At 44.0% G+C, this 16,667-nt stretch carries 17 protein-coding genes and 1 rRNA gene; all 18 read right to left on the bottom strand.

Going from position 1 to position 16,667, the window contains the following annotated elements; translation table 11 throughout:
• Positions 1-53 precede the first annotated feature (53 nt).
• Positions 54-488 carry an RrF2 family transcriptional regulator gene (locus ACTQWB_RS15355; RefSeq protein WP_441502380.1) on the bottom strand — a complete coding sequence of 145 codons (435 nt, stop codon included), beginning with the start codon at positions 486-488 and terminating at the stop codon, positions 54-56.
• Between the two features lie 201 nt (positions 489-689).
• A complete protein-coding gene (locus ACTQWB_RS15350) occupies positions 690-2,726 on the bottom strand; it encodes a hypothetical protein (protein ID WP_441502381.1) in 2,037 nt (678 codons plus the stop codon).
• Between the two features lie 109 nt (positions 2,727-2,835).
• Positions 2,836-4,569 carry a protein kinase domain-containing protein gene (locus ACTQWB_RS15345; RefSeq protein ID WP_441502382.1) on the bottom strand — a complete coding sequence of 578 codons (1,734 nt, stop codon included), beginning with the start codon at positions 4,567-4,569 and terminating at the stop codon, positions 2,836-2,838.
• Positions 4,570-4,633: 64 nt separating this feature from the next.
• Positions 4,634-5,506: a PP2C family protein-serine/threonine phosphatase gene (locus ACTQWB_RS15340; RefSeq protein ID WP_441502383.1), complete on the bottom strand. Its 873-nt coding sequence runs from the start codon at positions 5,504-5,506 to the stop codon at positions 4,634-4,636.
• A 14-nt stretch (positions 5,507-5,520) separates the two neighbouring features.
• On the bottom strand, positions 5,521-5,817 hold the full coding sequence (locus ACTQWB_RS15335) for a DUF4176 domain-containing protein (RefSeq protein WP_441502384.1): 297 nt from the start codon (positions 5,815-5,817) through the stop codon (positions 5,521-5,523).
• Positions 5,817-6,182, bottom strand: coding sequence for a DUF4176 domain-containing protein (locus tag ACTQWB_RS15330; protein WP_441502385.1), 366 nt, complete (start codon positions 6,180-6,182; stop codon positions 5,817-5,819). Before ACTQWB_RS15330 ends, ACTQWB_RS15335 begins: the two co-directional genes overlap by 1 nt.
• A gap of 22 nt (positions 6,183-6,204) precedes the next feature.
• Positions 6,205-7,215 carry a WXG100 family type VII secretion target gene (locus tag ACTQWB_RS15325; protein ID WP_441502386.1) on the bottom strand — a complete coding sequence of 337 codons (1,011 nt, stop codon included), beginning with the start codon at positions 7,213-7,215 and terminating at the stop codon, positions 6,205-6,207.
• Between the two features lie 3 nt (positions 7,216-7,218).
• The gene (locus tag ACTQWB_RS15320; RefSeq protein ID WP_441502387.1) at positions 7,219-7,632 is read right to left on the bottom strand and encodes a hypothetical protein; all 414 of its coding nucleotides are present in this window, start codon (positions 7,630-7,632) and stop codon (positions 7,219-7,221) included.
• Positions 7,633-7,686: 54 nt separating this feature from the next.
• Positions 7,687-7,980, bottom strand: coding sequence for a WXG100 family type VII secretion target (locus tag ACTQWB_RS15315; protein WP_294668801.1), 294 nt, complete (start codon positions 7,978-7,980; stop codon positions 7,687-7,689).
• Positions 7,981-8,112: 132 nt separating this feature from the next.
• A complete protein-coding gene (locus ACTQWB_RS15310; protein WP_441502388.1) occupies positions 8,113-8,418 on the bottom strand; it encodes a hypothetical protein in 306 nt (101 codons plus the stop codon).
• A gap of 1 nt (position 8,419) precedes the next feature.
• Positions 8,420-8,950, bottom strand: a complete 531-nt coding sequence (locus ACTQWB_RS15305; RefSeq protein WP_441502389.1) for a hypothetical protein — start codon at positions 8,948-8,950, stop codon at positions 8,420-8,422.
• A gap of 48 nt (positions 8,951-8,998) precedes the next feature.
• Positions 8,999-9,256, bottom strand: a complete 258-nt coding sequence (locus tag ACTQWB_RS15300) for an EsaB/YukD family protein (RefSeq protein ID WP_441502390.1) — start codon at positions 9,254-9,256, stop codon at positions 8,999-9,001.
• 49 nt (positions 9,257-9,305) lie between these two features.
• Entirely contained in the window at positions 9,306-14,225 is a 4,920-nt protein-coding gene (gene essC / locus ACTQWB_RS15295; protein ID WP_441502391.1) for a type VII secretion protein EssC, read from the bottom strand.
• 432 nt (positions 14,226-14,657) lie between these two features.
• Positions 14,658-15,722 (bottom strand): hypothetical protein, encoded by a 1,065-nt coding sequence (locus tag ACTQWB_RS15290; RefSeq protein WP_441502392.1) that lies wholly within the window; start codon positions 15,720-15,722, stop codon positions 14,658-14,660.
• Positions 15,723-15,816: 94 nt separating this feature from the next.
• Entirely contained in the window at positions 15,817-16,029 is a 213-nt protein-coding gene (locus tag ACTQWB_RS15285) for a PD-(D/E)XK nuclease domain-containing protein (protein ID WP_441502393.1), read from the bottom strand.
• Positions 16,030-16,081: 52 nt separating this feature from the next.
• Complete coding sequence (locus ACTQWB_RS15280; RefSeq protein ID WP_441502394.1) at positions 16,082-16,300, bottom strand: AAA family ATPase; 219 nt, start codon at positions 16,298-16,300, stop codon at positions 16,082-16,084.
• Positions 16,278-16,391 carry an AAA family ATPase gene (locus tag ACTQWB_RS15275; protein ID WP_441502395.1) on the bottom strand — a complete coding sequence of 38 codons (114 nt, stop codon included), beginning with the start codon at positions 16,389-16,391 and terminating at the stop codon, positions 16,278-16,280. Before ACTQWB_RS15275 ends, ACTQWB_RS15280 begins: the two co-directional genes overlap by 23 nt.
• Before the next feature lie 166 nt (positions 16,392-16,557).
• Positions 16,558-16,667 (bottom strand): 23S ribosomal RNA (locus ACTQWB_RS15270); the annotation flags it as partial.

Raw genomic sequence — 16,667 nt, 5'->3', positions numbered from 1 at the left:
TATATGCAATCATTACCTCTGATATCATCATTTCAGCCTTTGCCAGCAATACTTTAGATTACATAATCATCCGCACTCGCAGCCTGCCAGTCCAGAAGATCTCCCAGTGTGATATTGTCTACTACCTCATTGATGGCGTCGTCAATCTTCTTCCAGAGAATACGGGTAACACAGGCATCGCCTTTCTCACAGCCGCCTCCGTCTGATGCTACACAATCCACAGGGGACAGACAGCCTTCTGTCAGTCTGAGAATCATACCTACGGTGTATTCTTCCGGTCTGCGCTGTAAGGAATAACCTCCCTGCGGGCCGCGGACGCTCTTCACATATCCGGCTTTATTCAGCACGGAAATGATCTGCTCCAGATATTTCTCGGAAATCTCCTGTCTCTTCGCTACATCCTTCAACCTGATTGGCTCTCCATTGTCATTAGTCGCCAGATCAAGCATTAATTTTATTGCATATCTACCCTTCGTGGATATTCTCATCTTCATTCCTCCTGCTCTGTGATTCTGCAAACCTTCTTACCAATACCTCAAAAGTCATTTCCAACAATATTCCAATACTGACGTAGATGGCTATTTCAGTAAATCGCTTTGCAGAATCCCTATACAGAAGATTATAGCGTTTAATTCCTATTATTTCAATAGGAATTTACCTTTTACTGCAATTCGTAGGGAATTACCTTTTTACTGCAATTCTGGATTTCCAATTTCATTCTCCGCATTATGGGTACAGTTTTCAATTTTCACACTGTAACCTTCTACGCAGGAACAATCCCCAAGGATTCCGCCAAGACTGGACTTCCAGAGAACATCTGCATACTTTTCCTTAAATTCCTCTGATACTCCCTCCCCTGTTTCTGGTTTCTGGGATGTCAGATTTCCAGTACTTTCACAATCGGAGATGGTTACAAGAGCATCTTCTAATCCGATCATTGATTTATCCGGCTTATCGGCGTCTGTGCTAAGTAAAAGTGACTGTCCTACCCGGCCTACAATACCGCCTCCTGTGACGGATAAAGTGAATGCATTTTTATTCTCCACAGTTTCTTTCTCATCTTTTCCAACTGTCAGATTTCCCTCGAAAGTAATATCTCCGGAATTCTTACAGCCTGTGATCTGGGTTCTGGTAAGCATCAGGCCATCGGCAGCTACGATTCCACCTATGTAGCCATTGATCTCGGAAGTAGAAAGGTTTCCGCTGTTTTCGCAATCTGTAACTGTAAATGTGGTGTTCTGATCCTGGGTTGCAGGGAAATATGTAAAGCAGACAATTCCACCGGCATGGAGAGAAGACTGGATATCTCCTGTATTCACACAGCGTTCTACTGTAAGATTCCAGTTTGCCCCCATGTTTGTTACATAAGCAAGAATTCCGGCCGCATCCTGTCCCTCTGTGGAAATGGCACCGTAATTCACATCATCCTTAAGTACCATATTTCCATTGTTTGAAAGAGATGCATGATGAACGATACCAGCCCCTTCTCCTTCTGTGAAATCCTGCTGGTTGGTACATCCTGAGATTGTCAGCACACCGTCTTTTCCGTTTACATATGTGTCACCAACGATTCCGGCATAGTAATATCCAGGTGCAGACACCATTCCTTCATTTACACAATCACTGATTTCCACCTGGAAACGGCTGTCCATCACATGTGCCACTCCTGCAATTCCTCCGGCATTACCGCCCTGACAGGTAACGCTTCCCTTATTGGTACAACTGCTGATATTATTTCCTGACAAATATCCTATAATTCCTCCTGCATTTGCACTTCCGGATTTATCTTCATCGCTTCCTTCCACCGTACCTTCATTGACACAGTTTATGATATTTCCATCTCCGCTTCCTACAATTCCTCCCACATGAGAATTAATAGAGGCTGCATCTTCCAGGCTTATGGTTCCCTTGTTCACACAAGCCTGGATTACGAAAGAACCATAATCCAATTCTTCGTTAAAGGAGTAATCATATCCCTCGCTGCTCATATAATAACCGGCGATTCCTCCCAAAGTTACCTGGCTTTCTTTTCCAGCAGCGGTCACCGTCCCGTTAAATTCACAGTTCGTTATGCCACAATCTGAAGCGTTTCCGACCACTCCACCGCAATGCCCGTCATATCCATTCACAGTTCCATTTATCGTACAGTCAGTTACATTTCCTTCCTTTGACAGACCTCCTGCAAGGATTCCGATATCAACAGGATACCCCGAAACTTCCACATAAGCATTTTCCACACTCAGATTCTTAATGGTTCCAAAGGAATTGGCAAACAGGCCATATTCCGTGTTCTTTCCATCGTCCTCTGTTTTTTCCGCATTTATGTATAGACCACTGATCGTATGGCCATTTCCGTCAAATACTCCCGTGAAATTGCACTCCCGGCCAATGGGACGCCAGTCGTATTCCGGACGTTTTTCCTTCCAGCTTTCATATGAAGAAACATCATTCAGGCTGATATCTGCGGTAAGGATGTAATTTTTCTGTCCATATTCTGTAGTACGGTCATCCGGGTTTCCTAAAAGGTCGGACAGAAGCTGTAATTCCTGTGCAGAGCTGATTTCATAAGGAGACTCTTCGCTTCCGTCTCCGCCGGAAAATTCAGTGGCAGCGCTTTGATACACCGGTTCTCCCAGATTGCGGAAAATGTGCTCTGCGCTTACCAGGCTTGTACTGCCCAGAAGCATTGTGCCCGCAAGAATAGATGCTACAAGTAATTTTTTCATACTTTCCTTTTCCTCCTATATAGATGTGATTACAGGACTGCGATTTATAGCAACCTTGTTATAATTCTTTTATGCATGATCCTTTTATGCTTTATTCTTTCGTGAACCTTCACACGTTAAAACTCTTTTTCATTACATAGACAGGCCATATAAATACAGCAAAGCAGCCTGCAACTAACGCAATATCCGGAATGTTTTCCCACGCTTCAAACACCAAGGCCAATATCATTATATCTGCAATCACATCAGCTGCGAATTTCCAGATATAAATAAACATAGCAAATTCTGCAGTTTTATCACTTCTAAAAACACTATAACTAAAAAATACAATTTCACCAGCTAAACCAGCGATTGTCATATACCAGCCGGCAGTTTCAAATCTGTATTGGCCAAATGTGTACATACACCATCCAATCGCAATCACTGCAACCGCCATCCAGATAGTTCCAAAAATTGAAAGTTCCCTTTCCTTTTTCGTGCTTTCCTCTTTCGGAGCCTGGGCAACCGTCTTTTCCACTGTTGTTTTCTCTTCTTTTTTTGGCGTTTTCTGTTTGGAGGCTGAGTCTGCGCCTACTGTTTTTTGATTGTATTGGTTCTCTTTCCCTTTACTGCTGCCTGCAGAGTATGAGCCAGCAGACTTCGACGCACCAGCGTTTCCTATTGTGCCTTTCGTATCCTGCCATCCATTCGTACCAAAGGAAGTCTGGTCTCTGGAAGCCCCCCAACTGCTGCCTGTGCTCTGGCTTCCTGATGCATCCCAATTGTTGTTCATGCTTCGGGAACCTGACGTACCCTGGCTGTAACTACTGCTTCCTCCGTATGTTCTATTTCCACCACTGGTTCTGCTTCCGCCACTGGTTCTGCTTTCACCATAGCTTCTGCTTCCGCTGCTGGTTCTGTTTTCACTGTAAACTCCGCTTTCTGTATCTGGATTTCCACCACGTTCCGCAATTTCCAGTGCTTTATACATCATCTTTGCACTATGATAACGATTTTCAGCTTTGAACTCGCAGGCTTTTAATACAACTTTCTTTAAAGCAGGACTTCCATATTTGGGCTCTGGAATTTTTGCACCGTGATAGCGTCTTGAAATAGCATTCATCACGTCATCCACAACTGGAACCTGATCTGCACCAACAAAAGGCATTTTCTTATTATTTAAAAGAATGTACAACACCATGCCAAGAGAATAGATATCTGCCTCTTTGCCATATTTTTGGAAGTTCATTACCTCCGGTGCCCAAAATCCGGGAGTTCCGGTTGCCGTGCCCATGGTCGTATGATCCATGATCTTCGCCTGGCCGAAATCTCCCAATTCATAGTCTCCAAACTGGGAGATCATAATATTGTCCGGTTTGATGTCACGGTGTACAATATTTCTTTCCTCACAAAGCATTAAAGCCTTGCAGATATCTTTTCCTACCTTGATTACTTCCTTCTCTGACAGCATTTCATTCCGAATGCGCTTATTAAGGGGAGTCAGAAGCTCCATACGGATGTAAATATCCCAGCCAATTCCGTCTTTGTGCCGTTCCACTGCAATATCATCACAGCTGACAATATTGGTCTGTCCCTTCATTGCCATCAGCATTTTATACTCACCGACGCATTTTTCCAGAAGGTCTGTATATTTTCGGGAAACAGTCTGCTCCGTGTAACCATTGTTGTAATCTCTCTCCAGTTCCTCTTCCGTTGGTCTGGAAATGATCTTAAGAGCAGCCTTCTCTTTCATTCCTGCCAGATCTCTTTCGATCTCATAAACGCTTCCAAAACCGCCCTGTCCCAACTTTTTTACCACTTTCCAATTGGGCCAGGGAATTAAAATATTTGTACTGCTATCCACTTTTTTCTCCTTATTTCAAAGTATATTAACGTCCGTTTTCCGCAAAATTCCCGAATGACATTTCCTACCTGACTTTACACACAATCGCTGTAATATTATCCACGCCGCCCCCTGCAAGCGCAGCCTCTATCAGTTTCTGCACACACCTGGCAGGATCTTTTTCCCCTGTCAGAATGTTACAGATTTCCTGCTCACTTACCATATCGGTAACGCCGTCGCTGCATACCAGATAACAGTCACCAGACTTTATATATCTGCTTTTTATATAAGGTTCGATGCGCATTGACTGGGGATCTACTCCCAGGTACTGGGTCAGCCAGGGCTTCCGGTTCAGGCCCTGCTCTTTCACATACCAGGCATCTGTGTGCTCCTTGGAAATCAACATCATTTTTCCATCTCTTATAAGATAAGCCGGACTGTCGCCCAGGTTGCAGAGCCATACCTGACCTGCATGAAAATACAGCCCCACCAGAGTAGAACCTACCCGGTCTGAGCCTCTGTCTGCCCCGGCCTGAAACACACTGGTATTCAGCCGCTGGCACAGTTCCATAAGGGATGGCGTGATATCACAGGGGTTCACGTTTTCTTCCACTGCCAGAAATTCCTTGGTTACCTTGGCAGCTGTATAAGAGGCTACTTCCCCATAATCCATTCCACCCATTCCATCAAAAACAACGAAAAGTCCATCCTCGTCCAGTTCCTTCCTGGCTGTTAAGATTTCATCCAGGCCGTGGTTGTCACTTTGCATGTATTTTCCATCGAAATAGAAATTATCCTCATTGTTTTTCCGCTTCAATCCCTGATTACAGCCACAGGCAATTATAATTCCTGTAGGTTGTTCTTCTGAAGATTCCCGGATTCCTCCAAGACCACCAAGCTTCTCTCCAAGGCCTCCAAGTCTATCTCCAAAACTTCCAAACATATCTCCAAGCCCCATACGATTCTCCTGTTCTATTCTCCTGTCCCGGCGTGGTCAGAGTTTGCAAGAATAGCCGGAACCTTTTCCAGTTTTTCAAGAAACTGATCCGCTTTTTCGTCTCTATAGCCCTCGAATATAACTTTTCCAATCTGCTCTGCATTGAACAGAATCGCACCTGGGCCTGTGGTAATTCCAAATGACGCATTTACTGCCATATAAGTAAATACCTCTCCTGTTTCCTTATTCTGTGGAAAATAACCTGTAATGGTATATTCCAGAGGATTTTCATTGAATTTAACCACCGTTCCGATCGGATATAATTTTTCCATTAAGCTTTACCTCCTGCACCAGCTGCCAGGTTTCTTTCTATTTCTTTTTCCAGTTCTTTTTGTGCATTTTCCATTTCTCTTTGGAAACCAGCTGCATCTGTCATATTTGCCGCGATTTCCAGCATATCCATATATTTGGTATATGCCCCTGCGAGGGCGCCATGATAGCCTTCAAAAAAAGGCTCCACATTTTTTGCCTCTATTACATGAAGACTATCTTTTCCGGTATACCCTGCAGGGTATGGAACTACCAGATACTTTTTCACCATTTTATTGGCAGCTTCTTCAAAGGTGCATCCAATTACCATGGCTTTTCCATTTCCATATTTAACTAAAGAACCAACCCGTAATGTTCTATTTTCCATTTTTTCTCTTCTCCACTATAACCTACATCGCATTCAGGAACAGATTTCCCACATTATCAAAGAAATTTCCAGCTGCCTGGACTCCACTCTGGATTGCCTCACCTGCAACCGGCACATTTGTAATCAGGCTTGACATTGAACTAACCGTTTTTACAGCCTTCGCCCCGCCACTTTTAATGGCATAACCAGCCATATTGGTCAGGGTATCTCCAAACGCATAAGCAAATCTGCCAGTCTCCGCGCCTATCATTTTCGTAGCTCCCAGAATGGTTCCACCCACATCACCTTTTTTCATTGCCGCAGCGGCTTCATTCTCTGCATTTGCATAAGCCTGGTTAAAGTATGCATTATCCCTGGCATTATAGCCTGCCTCAACTGCCGACCGGATGACATTTCCCTTTATACCGGATTTCGTCACATAGGCAGCACCTTTTTCCAGGGTGTCCATATCCGCTTCTCCTGTAAGTACATCCTTTGTAATGGAAATAAGCGTTTTTTCGTCTGAAGAAAATGAGGACTCTATTTCCTTTTTGCAGGAATCCGGCAGATTGTCATAATTACTTGACAGCCACTTAGTAAAATTCTTAGACTGGGATGCCGCATCTCTCATTTCCGGGGGAAGCATATTGATCACATCCTGCTTTTCCTTGTCTGTAAGAATTGAAGAGTTACTTTTCAGCTTAATTCCATCCTTTTCAAACAGCTTTTTCAGGGAATCCGGTATTGCCCCGGCAAGGCCTCCGCCTGCAGTTGCCAGAATTCCCAAAAGATTCTCCGGTTCACTGAAAGTAGATGCACTTTTGCTTGCTACAAGTGCACCATTTCCCAGCATATTGGTCACACTTGTAAAGGTTTTCTGGGCTGCAGTGATCTTTCCGGCAAAATTACTTGCCAGATTTTCGCTCCAGCTGTCATTCATCCCCTCCAATGCAGTGGATACCTGGCCAAATAAGGATTCAAACTCACCCTGAAGGGATGTCATTTCCTGTGCCTGGGCCATCAGCTCTTCAGGCGTTAATTTAATGTCTGCCATAATTTATTTTTCCACTCCCTTCGCAAGTCCAGAAAAAGCTGACATACAGATTGGCGTTGCACCTGTAACTCCTTGGGTTACCTCCTGTATGGCACCTGGCACCACATTTGTGATCCTGCCAATTGGTTCATCCACAGTATTGGTTCTCTGACGCATTTCCTGCTCTGCGGCATCGAAACGGGCGGAGGCATTTTTGACTGCGCTATAAAAGGAAGACGCATATCCCTCAATCTTCTGTGCGGTTTCACGGTTCTCTATGGTATAGCTGTTGATCTGGTTACGCTCACTGCATACCCAGTCATTATGTACTACCACCTGATTCAGTAAAGTAGCTGCATCTGAGATCAGGTCGTTGGTTCTTTCTGCTACAGAAACTGAGCTTCTGAGCAGGTCCGTATCTACATTTAAAAAAGCCATTTTGGTCCTCCCTATAATCGTTTTGCATTATCCGACTTATTCAATTTCTGTAACTTAGAACGAATTATTTATCATATTTGCACATTCCTGATCCACACTCTGGAATGTATTTACTGCATCCCCTGCATAGCTCTGCATCAGATCCAGAATCTCTTTCAGGGATTTTCCCTGCTGGATGTATTTCTCCATCAGCTCCAGAAATGCTTTGCTGGCATTTCCCTCCCATCCGGCTGTCATCTGGCTGGAAAGATTGCTCATCCGCCCTACCAAAGCTTCATATGCTGCGGAAAGATTTTTTAAGGTAGCGGCCTGTTGTGTCAGACCGTCGTAATCGATTTTAATTGCCATGTCCACTTCCCCCTTTTTTGATCTAATATGAAAATCCTAATTGTCAATTCAATTTAAAGCATGCTCCTAAATCACTCTATCTGGCCCCTCAAAAACAACCTATTTCTTACAAATGGGCTGATTTTTTAATGTTTAGAGAAATCCACGGATCTGGCCTGCAAGACCTGCGTCCTGTTCTTTATATTTTGCCACTGTTTTACTGATCAACTGTGCTGCCTGATTCAGATTCGTGATCAGATCATCCACCTGCCTTGACAGGCTCTGGCTTTTGTCTGCAATAGCGCTTCCCGTCATTCCAGTCATGGTTTCTGCATTTGCCTTAAGCATTTTCATACTGTTCTGTGCCTCCTGAAGCTTGGCAATGGCAGATCTGATTTTCTGGATATCTGCATTTGCCGCTGCCTCATCAATGGTAATCTGTCCCTGGTCGTTGGTCATATTAAGCCTCTCCCTTCAATAATGAAATCGCTAATTTTCTGGAACTGCTGTCCATCAGCTGTTCCTTTGTAAAAAATCCATTTTTCTGTCCAGTGTGTACATTCGCACAGGAAATCACGATCTCCTCAATTTCATCTTTTTCCCAAAGTTCGTTCAACTGGGAATCTTTTGTGATCTCTCTTAAGCTGATTTCGTTGTCCTCCAGGGTTGTCATAATCATTTTTCCCTGATAGATATGAAAACGGAAAACCGGTCCGTTTTTTATTTCCATACGGCTTTCTGTCTCCCCGAAGAATACCGGCAAAAGAAGTTCCTTCGCATCCTCATCAAATTCCGCATTGTCATAAAAGTCCATCTCTACCACACCGTCTTCTTCCAGCTTCTCCAAAGCTTCCTGTTCACGGAGATCGTGGTTGATCTGGATATCCGGCATTGCGGCAAAATAGTCGTAATCAATGTATTTTGCATTTAGCAGCTTTCCGCAGAAAAAAAGCTCTACGGGTGTTAATTTCAGTTCTTCGCTCATGCTCATTCCTTTCCTCCTCATATAATTAAGTATTGTAATTATTCAGCCTCTCCCCTATCTCTTTATCTGAACAATATCACCCTGCCAGATTCCTTCTTTTGCGAAGGTAGAGTCCGGGGAAATTATTTTTCCTGTACGTTTATTCAAAAGGCGGCACCCGGTCATTGGCATCACCTCTTTTTTATGGTAATAATTCAGCACCTCTGCGATATTCGCGGTCACCTGGGTCACAGGAATATCTGTGGGAATCTCCATATCATAAGAAAACTTTCCTACTTCATCCTGCACTGAGACAATGATAAATGGTCGCATTTTCCTCTCCTTCCTAGAGTGTGTTTAAAAAGGCTTTCACTTTTATTTTTTACTCCCACCGGATCAATCTGACTTTGCCCTTATGGACAACTGCAATCTCTTCCTCATCCAGGTCTGCATCCATCTGTGGCAGATATTCTTTGCAGGAAAAAGCATGGTACTCAATGGGATTTCCGTTTAGAACTGCCACATTTTCCGCTTCTATTGCAGCTTTCGTAACAATATCTATTTTTTCAGGATCTTCACACTGCTCTTTCGTGATTCCGGCAATCAGAATAATTCCCAGCTCTTTTGATTTCGCCAGAACTTTCCGCAGCTGTTTGTTCTCATCTGGGGAAAATCCTTTCGCCAGTTCAGGGAGATTTTCAATCAGAACACAGATCTGCTGATAGGATTGCAGCCATTTCTCCTGGTCAAAACCGGCCTCTTTTTTGTGGCTGTTCCGGTTTTTCAGTCGGCTCTGAAGGTTTTCCACAAGACTTGCCAGCTGCGTGACAGGTTCTCCACCATTTGCACCTTCCACGCCTGCTGATTCACTTTTCTTTATCCGGAGGATCTGATTATCATTCTTTTGCTTCAGCAGCTGCTCCAGGTGATTCAAAAATACACTACCTGTATTCTGATCTTCGGAAGCCAATAAAAGAATGGCTTCCTCTGAGAAGTCAAAATATGCAGGCTCCAGGTCATCTGCATAAATTCCGGCTGGAATACGGCTGCGTTCGTTATACTTACTGGAGTAATCTCCCATTTTTCCCTGTCCACCGTCCGCTTTCTCATATCCGTTTTCCCTGGCAGCACCTTTCCGGTCATTTTCCATAGCCTGATAAGTGCTATTCCCGCCATTTTCCTGGTATTGGCCCTTTACTCCCATGTCGGGACTTGCCTGCCCACGGACACTTTCTGATTTCCAACCTGCTTTTTCGTAATCGTTTCCGAATTCTAATCCTGTTTTTCCAGAAAAGCCTCCAAATTTTGGTCCTTGTCCATCATCCTCGGGAAATTCCTTTGCCATTCCATTTTTCTTAATATTTTCCCAGGCATCCGCCATCTTCTTCGTAAGCTCTACTATCCGTTTATGCCGTTCCTGGTCATTCTGGGCATTTTCATACACTGCGATCTGGAAAGCCACCGGCGGATTTCCTGCCAGAATTGCCTGACCGGCTGTTACCGGCATGCTGATTCCATCCATGGCGCCCACATAACTGCGGTAATCTCCTTTGTCAGCAAGACGCAGGGCTATGGTTCCCTTGATCAGCTGCAGGAATTTCATGCTCAGTCCTAAAGTAGAGGTTGCGGTAAATACCAGATAAATTCCATAAGTCATACCGTTTGCTGCAATTTCCTCCAGGCAGGCCATTACCTCCGGACTGATATCAAACCAGCCTTTTATATGATCCACAAGGACAACGATTGCCGGGGTATCCGGCGCAACACTTTCCCGGTAAGCGCCAAGGGAGTTGACTGCATGCTTGTTAAACGCTACTCTTCTTGATGCAATTTCACCAAGAAGCCTTGCCGCTGCTTTTTTGATCTGCCCTTCCTCAGACTGGCTGGTGATTACTTCCTTCACATGTGGCATACCTGCAAATTCAGGAAGGCTTAAGCTTCCTGCATCAAAAATGGTAATGGAAACATCCTTTGGTGTATAGAGAAGTCCCATACTCACCAGCATGGTTTTCAGGAAAAATGTTTTTCCGGTAGCCGGAGTTCCAAAAATACCAAAATGCCCCTGCCCGGAAAGATCCAATACCTGCACGCCCTGTGCCTGAATCTGCGGCATATCGTATTTTCCAACAGGAACCACAAGCTCGTTTCTTCGTACCGGCCATTTATCTCCGTCGAAAATATCTGTAAGGCCCAACTCTTCCAGCGGCAGCCAGGTAGGAAGCTCTGGAAGCCAGGGGCCTGCCATTTTTTCAATTTTCTGTTCTTTACATACTTTATTGATATATCCGATAATTGCAGTCAATTCATCCACTTCACTGTCTTTCTTTTTCTTCTTTGGAAGTGGATTGATCCGGCTGCCTGTCACACTTACAATCCGGACCTGGTTTTCCTTTTTCCCTTTGTGCTCTGCTTTTCCTGTATATTCTGCGGAGCTGTAATAAGACTGGAAAAGCTCAAAAAGCTCGTCTTCGCCAACACGTACATAAGCACGTCCAGCCTGCGTGATCCTGGCTGCATCTGGTCTTTTCAGCATTTCCCGGCTGTCTGCCACATCCTGTACTTTCATACAGATACGGAAACGGGAGTTGGCGCTGATCTGGTCTGTGACCACACCTGCCGGCTTCTGGGTAGCGAGAAACAGATGGATTCCCAGGGAACGGCCTACTGTTGCAAAAGAATTTAATTTTGTCAGGAATTCCGGCTGTTCTTTTTTCAGCTCTGCAAATTCGTCTGTCACAATGATCAGATGGGGAAGACGGATCTTCACTTCCCCTTTCCGGTACGCTTTCCGGTACTGGCTGATGTTCTTCACACCAGCCTGGGAAAACAGGCTCTCACGACGTTTCATCTCGCTTTCCAGAGAAACCAGGGATCTGAAAATATTCCGGTCAATATTGGTTATTTTTCCCACCACATGTGGAAGGGGCTCCAGAAGATCAGACATTCCGCCGCCTTTATAATCGATAATAACAAAATTCACATCATGGGGATGGTAATTCACAGCCATGGAAAGGATCCAGGTCTGAAGCAGCTCACTTTTACCAGATCCGGTGGTACCTGCCAGAAGTCCATGAGGACCATGTGCATTGTCCCCATCCAGAATATTCAGGCAGAACGTTTTTCCACCTGCCATGATGCCAAGAGGCGTGGAAAGGGTCTGGTGCGGTTCGCTTCTTTCCCAGCGTTTGAGAACTTCCAGCTGTTCCACGACCTGTACCCGGAACCCCTCCAGAAAGGTAATGGATCCAGGCAGGGACGCCTCGGATTTCTTTTCCTTTAATTCAATTGCCGCCATCTGCCTGGAAAATGCCTCCAGCTGTACCTGATGCACCGTCTCATCCCGTGTAAAATAAACCCGTTCGTCATATCTTTCCCGTTCATAGGCATAAGGCTTACTGGTAAGATCTATGATATACTGACAGGTCTGGGGCTGATTATACAGATCCTGGGATAAAATGATGGTTGTGATTCCATATGCCGGATTGTTGGAAATCAGCTGGTCATACAGCATCTCTTCCTGCAAAATCTGCTCGTTTTCTGCCAGAATAACAAAGTGCGGCAATGGGGGCGTTCCTTTTTTCCCCATTTCGCTGCGGGCTTCCTTATTCCTCTGGCGAATTACATCTCCTATCAGCTCGCAGACAACATGCCTGCTTTTTTCATCAAAAGCAAGAAACCTTGCCTGGCCGCTTTCATCCCAGATATGGGGCAGCCATCTGAGTACGCCCCAGTATTTACGGGACTCTGACTCAAATAAACCGATAATCCGTACATCCTTATAGCTGTGCTCACTGGCAAGTTCTACTAAGAGACTGCGAAGTTCATGGTAGGTTGCTTCTTTGCTTCCCACCATTCCTATGGTCTGGTTTCTCAATAAGGAAACCCTCACCGGGACATTGTCCACATATCTGGTTTCCTCTATGATCTGACCTGCCAGCTCTTCCAGTTCGTCATCCACCATGGTAAACCCGTCGGTATTGGCCCGGCTTTTTACCTCTACGCAGAGCTTATCTTTTCCCATTCCAAGGCGCAGGGTAAGAAAATCGGAATCTGTGGGCATCCTTTCCCAAAGGTTTCGTTTCAATTTTTTTACACTTTCCATGCAATCGGCAGGTTTGGGATTCTCTGCGGTGATAATTCTTCTTTGTACATCCGCAACCTTGGAAATCCTTGCTTTCTGGGAATCAATGTAGGCCTGGTAGCGCTCCTGGCGCATTTTTTCATATTCTTCCAGGGCTTTCTGCTCTTCCTTGCTCATCTTATTGTACATAGCCATATTGGCAAGCGGGGAAATCAGTCCCACCGCGCGCATAAGCAGGGCTGCAGGTGAAAGCATGCCTGAAGCAAGGCTGGCTGCCATCATTGCTCCCGAACTGATCAAGTAAGCGAGATTATTTCTTCTCCCTCCCATAGAACCACCTTTTCCAGGAGCCCCGGACAAAATAATGGGTTCACTGGGAAGCTGTTCCCGTATTCTGGGAGAAAGCTGATATCTTGGATAGAGAGCGTCATTAACAGAAGCTCGGCCGGAATCTGAGCGGACTTTTTGCGGGTCTGGGTTCACTCTTTGTACTCCAGGTGCTTTTTGGTAGACTCTTTGTGCTTCCTGGTGTACTCGTTGACCTTCAAGGTGTACTCGTTGCCTTTCCTGATATACTTTCTTCCCTTCTGGGTTGGACATTTTCACTTCTTCAGCGCCCGGTGGCCTGTCCATCTGGGCAATGCGGCTTGAAATATGAATCGAACTTCCTATATTTTCGAAATAAAGAGTTCCATTCTGTAAAATAAAACGAAATGTAAAAATAGAAAGCACATCTCCTGATTTCATAAGTGCCTTGGAAATGCGCCTGCCATTTAGATATAATCCATGGGTGCTTCCAAGATCCTCTACGTGTACAGAACCCGCTTCCACAAAAAACTGAAAATGATGTCTGGAGATAATGGGATAGGTCAGGATAATATCGTTGTCCTTTTCCCTTCCCACTGTAATTCTTCCATTATAGGGAAGTTCCACTGATTTGGATAATTTTCCTGTTGCTTTCGACACATACAGACTCACGACTGGTTCCCTGCACAGCATAGCAATCTGGTTACATTCCAAAACAGACTTCGCCGTGCGAAGGGGTAGTTCTACCCCAATCTGTACCTCATCTGAGCTTCCTCTTAACATCATAAGGTGCTCTTTCGCGTCTGGAATCTGGACGTTGTCCTTCTTATGACTTCCATAGGTCAGCTCTTCCCCATTGGAAATCAGGTTATAATATTCACGGTCTTTATATCGTAGGGTAATTGCCAATGCCATATTGCACGCCCTCCCTGTGTCCTATATTTTGTATTTATTCAAGCCCAAGCAGATTTTATATAGAAATCCATCTAACGGATCCCATCTTTTATTGTTAAAAAGTACCAATAACTGTAGCTGAATTTATACTATCATAACCATTTTTTCAGAACAACCAGGGTGAGGGACTTTGCTATTTTTGTGCACAAACTTGCGTTTTTTATGCACTAAAGTGTTTTTTTATTCATATCTGTCATGAATCTTGTGGGTGTTCAGAGATACCTCGCAGAACGTTCCGGATAAAAAAATACCCCAGCCAATTTCGAGCTGGAGTATTTTTCGTTTGTATTTCATTTTTCTGTTTACTTTTTCGTTTGGTTTTTCATTCACTTTTTATCTGCTTTTTGCCCAAAAATCTTATTTTCAAATGTAACTGTTCAGATTACGGTATATTCACGATTGTTTTTCCTGATATCCTGCAAATGGAGCATCTCCTTCTATATTATAAAGTACATAACTGGTCAAGAACTCCGGGTTCTGGTCACTGTATGTAATCATGCTCCATCCTTCCGGCAATTCAATGGGAAGGTCTGATTTCGTTACCTCTGGTACATACAGATAAAACTCCGATCCTGGTACCAGGCCATAAGGCTCTGAATATACTTTCAGACAATCATCCACTATTTCCTGGGTTCCACTTTCCTGGCTGGTCTGAATATCGGCCAGTTCCATAGAATATACATGGTCATTCAGCTTTTTCAGATTCGTAAAGCTTCCTGTAAAATCATTGCAATAAACGGTGTAGCTATATCCATCCCCACCTGTCATGTCGCTATCGGAAAAGGATCCACTAAAGCTTCCATCTTTATTTAAAGTAAGAGAAGTACTCCATGCACCTGCACCGCTGGAAAAAATAAAATCTGAAGGAGTTCCGTCCGGAAGTGCGTCCACGGCACTCCACTGCTCATTTTCTACAGTTTTCAGATAATCCAGTATTCCGGAAATGGTCATGGTCTGCGCATGAGCTGCTGCGCGGACGGATAAGCCGGTTCGCAGCGTAAATTTCTTCTCCTTCTCCGGGGTTCCCTCGTAAATCACCGGAACTGCTGTGTCACCAAAGGTCTTAACCACCAGAATATCCGTATCTCCATCTCCATTATAATCGGTAAAGCTTACTGCATCCAGACTGGTGAAGTCATTCTCCAGGACTGGCGGTGTCGCAAGGCTGTCCAGCATTTCCACCACCTGGTCGTTCTGGATGATCTTAAACGTAACATCCTTTTCCCCGTCGATTGGCGCATAGGATGCAAACCAGGTGTCGCCGTCATACTCGGAGAAAGTAGTCTGGAAGGTCTGGTCCTCGATGATTCCGGTACGCCAGTTAGCATTCTCAGTTGATTCCGCCATGTTTGCTTTATCATGATCAGTCACTGTTTCTGCCATAATTTCCTGTGAAAATACCAATTGTAAAATCGCACATGCCATAACAGCAGTCCCTAAAATTTTGATTTTTTTCATATTCTTTTCCTCTACATGATTTTATAAACACACTTAAGCGTCTTATTTTTCTATTATAAAAGATTATAAGAAAAAAACTGTAAAATAACCCTTTCTAAGACTCCAGCATTTTCACCAGACATTCCTTTTTATAAAATGCAATTCCATAGCAAAAGATATCTTTATACCTGCACTTGTAATCCTCTGCATACTTTCTCTCTTTCATCTGCGCCAATGCTTTATCACAATCTTTATTTAACTGTTTCATGCTTTGCGAATATTTTACTTCGAAAATCGCTACCTTGCCATTGGCTTTATCAATAATCACAAGATCTGGCTGTCAGCAAACCATTTCATTACCGTAGTTTCAAAAATTTCTCTTATTTCCGCATTTGCTGGTAATATCCTTTGCTGCTGGCTTTTGCTATAGGAACGTCATATTCATCTATAAGCAAAATCACCTGCTTATGGTAATAATTCTCGAGCAGACGCATAAGCAGACTAAGAAATCTGATAACCAAAATTTTGCTTCCCTCACCAGATTTCAGAAGTTTAAAACGCTTACGATCTTCTTCATCAATCTCTTCGCTTTCCAGCAAAAATGAAACCACTTTTATCAATATAATAGTTATTATTCTCACGTATCTCTTTAAAATCAGAGATACCTACTGGAATATTAGGATTTCCCATATGCCCTTCCTAAACGGATATTTTTTATATAAACATGATAACACAGCAGTATAGTTTCAGCAAATAAAAAAAACGATAACCAACCGGCTACCGTCTTAATCTCTGTACCTTCAAAACTACATACATGCTACATCCTAACGGAATCATTCTTTCAACCTTGCGATTGTTGGTCAAGCCCTCACCCTATTAGTAACAGTCAGCTCCGTGCATTACTGCACTTCCACCCCTGCCCTATCTACCTCGTCGTCTTCAAGGGGGTTTACTTCTTTCGAATGG

This window comes from Blautia sp. HCP3S3_H10_2 (genome assembly GCF_052122375.1).
Taxonomy (GTDB): Bacteria; Bacillota; Clostridia; order Lachnospirales; family Lachnospiraceae; genus Blautia_A.
Note: the sequence above shows the minus strand (reverse complement) of the source record. Positions and strands in the feature narration are given on the sequence as shown.